Consider the following 2,918-nt stretch of genomic DNA (forward strand, 5'->3'; position numbering starts at 1 on the left):
GAATCGGAACGTTGCTTGCAGAAGGAATTGGCGATACGATTCGTGTTTCGCTGACGGATGAACCGGTAAAAGAAATTGAAGTGGGAAAAGAAATTTTGCGCTCACTCGGACTTGCATCGCGGAATATTGAACTCATCGCTTGCCCCACGTGCGGACGATTGGAAGTAGATTTGTTCGGAATAATGGCGCAACTCGAAGAAAAACTTGCGGGAATAAAAAAGCCAATTAAGATTGCAGTGCTTGGCTGCGTTGTGAATGGTCCCGGCGAAGCAAGCGAAGCAGATATTGGAATCGCGGCGGGAAAAGGTGTTGCCATTCTCTATCGCAAAGGAGAAGTAATAAAGAAAGTGCGCGAAGAAGAAATCGTTTCAACGATTTTGGAAGAAGTAGAAAAGTTTGTGCCGGAAAATAATTGAGGCAGAAAAATATGTTAGGGTTTGATAGAATTACATTTCAACAAAACATAATGGCGGGACAAGCCTGTATTCGCAGAATGAGAATTCCCGTTTCAATGCTCGTCAATTTAGTGCGATTGTAGGGGCAATTCATGAATTGCCCCTACGTCAATAATTTCCATTTGCATCAATTTTCTCATTATCAATTTCCCATCGAAGAGGATTCGTAATAATATATTCTCGAATTTTAATCAGTTCGTTTTCATTTCGAATAACACGTTCAAAATAATTTTTTTGCCATACGTGCGTACCCCGTGTTTTACGAATTTCGTTGATACGTTTTGCAGAATTCATTTTATAATAACCGATGATTTTTGGTAACAACATATTTCTTCGTTCTATCTTATTTTGTAGGGGCAATTCATGAATTGCCCCTACATTCATTGCCCCTACATTATTTCCCGAAACGTTATCATTTTTAATCACAATTATTCCGTGGATATGATTTGGCATTATCACGAATTCATCTAATTCAATCTTGTTGAATCTTTCTTTCAATGAAACCCAAATGTTTTTTGCAATATTTCCAAATTCATTTAATTCAATCGAACCGTGTTCACATTTTCCAAACAACAAATCCCGATGTTGCAAACACAACGTTATGAAATATGCTCCGGTATTTGAATAATCAAATTCTCTCAATCGAATGGAGCGACGATGGTGAATATCAGGATTATACATTTTCGATTTGTATGTATGTTTTGTAGGGACAATTCATGAATTGTCCCTACATATCAAGAAACTGTTTTTAACCAAGAAAAATTATTCGCTTCTCGATAATTTCTGTTGGGATGAGTTGTGTGCTTGACATTGTTTCATTTTGATTTAATTTCTCTGCGTTCCTTTGCGACAAACTTTGCGTGACTTTGCGGTAAAAAGAAATCGTACTTAACTGCGAAGTAACGCAAAGGAAAGCGCAAAGTTTCGCAAAGAAAAAATTTCTAAAACCTAACACCTTCAACATCATTCCTTACATCCACAAATTTCTATCCAAACTACGATACTGAATTGCTTCGCTCAAGTGTTCGGTTTTTATGTCATCGCTTGCGGCTAAATCGGCAATGGTGCGAGCGACTTTCAAAATTCTATCGTACGCGCGCGCAGAAAGTCCGAGTTTTGTCATCGCCATTTTCAACAGTTCTTCTCCCGCGTTATCAATTTTACACCACTCTTTTATTTCCTTCGATTGCATTTGCGCGTTGGAAAATAAATGCGGTTTGTTCGTAAATCTCCTCAGCTGAATTTCTCTCGCTTTTGTAACGCGTTCACGAATCGCACCGGAATTTTCTCCTGCTTTTTTCGACGAGAGTTCCTGAAATTTTACCACGGGGACTTCGATATGCAAATCAATTCTATCGAGCAACGGACCGGAAATTTTTCCCATATAGCGTTGAATCATTTGTGGAGCACACGTGCATTGCTGCGATGGATGTCCGTGATTGCCGCAGGGACACGGATTCATCGCGCACACGAGCATAAAACTTGCGGGAAAATCTACGGAAAGTTTTGAGCGCGCGATGTTCACTTTCCCATCTTCGAGCGGTTGACGCAACACTTCCAACACGTTGCGCGCAAATTCGGGAAGTTCATCGAGAAACAATACGCCATTATGCGAAAGCGAAATTTCTCCGGGACGAGGAATTGTTCCACCGCCAACTAATGCCGCATCGGAAATGGTGTGATGCGGCGAACGAAACGGACGTGTTGCAACGAGCGCGGAATTTTTTGTAAGCAATCCTGCAACGCTGTGAATCTTCGTTGTTTGAATCGCTTCTTCAAACGTGAGCGGCGGAAGAATGGAAGGCAAACGTTTTGCGAGCATTGTTTTCCCGCTTCCCGGCGGACCAATCATTATGATGTTGTGTCCACCGGCGGCAGCAACTTCGAGTGCGCGTTTTGTATTTTCTTGTCCTTTCACATCAGCGAAATCGAGCGCGTAGTGTGTTGCGTTTTCGAAAACATCGTTTATGTTTACTGTTGTCGGTTGCAGCGAAGAACTTCCGTTCAGAAATTCAATCGCTTCATTTAAACTTGAAACGCCGAACACTTCCACGCCTTGCACCATCGCGGCTTCGTTTGCATTTTCTTTTGGTAAAATTATTCCGCGTTTGTTGTTGTGTTTTACTTCGAGCGCAATCGGAAGAACGCCGTGAATGGGACGAAGCGAACCATCAAGCGCGAGTTCTCCGAGAATAATATAGTCGCTCAATTTTTCTTCCGATACGTTTGCATTCGCAGCAAGAATTCCAATCGCAATCGGTAAATCGTACGATGAACCTTCTTTCTTCACATCTGCCGGCGCGAGATTGACCGTAATTTTCAATCCGGGATAATGCAAACCGGAATTACGAATCGCCGATGAAACACGCTCGCGGCTTTCTTTCACCGCATTATCCGGCAAACCGACGAGTAAAAAGTTCGGCGTTGTATTCGGTTGAATATGCGTTTCCACTTCAACGAAAT

General features: G+C 41.9%; 4 protein-coding genes. 2 read left to right on the forward strand and 2 right to left on the reverse strand.

Annotated elements, in window-relative coordinates; all coding sequences use genetic code 11:
• Nucleotides 1-416: flavodoxin-dependent (E)-4-hydroxy-3-methylbut-2-enyl-diphosphate synthase (locus tag FJ218_11295; protein MBM4167486.1), on the forward strand; the 416-nt coding region annotated here is incomplete at its 5' end.
• An 11-nt stretch (nt 417-427) separates the two neighbouring features.
• Nucleotides 428-538: a DUF433 domain-containing protein gene (locus tag FJ218_11300; GenBank protein MBM4167487.1), complete on the forward strand. Its 111-nt coding sequence runs from the start codon at nt 428-430 to the stop codon at nt 536-538.
• A gap of 25 nt (nt 539-563) precedes the next feature.
• On the opposite strand, the gene FJ218_11305 is transcribed toward FJ218_11300, so the two are convergent.
• The gene (locus FJ218_11305; protein ID MBM4167488.1) at nt 564-1,136 is read right to left on the reverse strand and encodes a transposase; all 573 of its coding nucleotides are present in this window, start codon (nt 1,134-1,136) and stop codon (nt 564-566) included.
• 289 nt (nt 1,137-1,425) lie between these two features.
• On the reverse strand, nt 1,426-2,918 hold a 1,493-nt coding region (locus tag FJ218_11310), incomplete at its 5' end, for a YifB family Mg chelatase-like AAA ATPase (protein MBM4167489.1).

This window comes from Ignavibacteria bacterium (genome assembly GCA_016873775.1).
Lineage (GTDB): Bacteria > Bacteroidota > Ignavibacteria > UBA10030 > F1-140-MAGs086 > JAGXRH01.

Coding starts and splice junctions, on each gene's coding strand:
- FJ218_11300 (MBM4167487.1), top strand. CDS start 428: ATGTTAGGGTTTGATAGAATTACATTTCAACAAAACATAATGGCGGGA.
- FJ218_11305 (MBM4167488.1), bottom strand. CDS start 1,136: ATGTATAATCCTGATATTCACCATCGTCGCTCCATTCGATTGAGAGAA.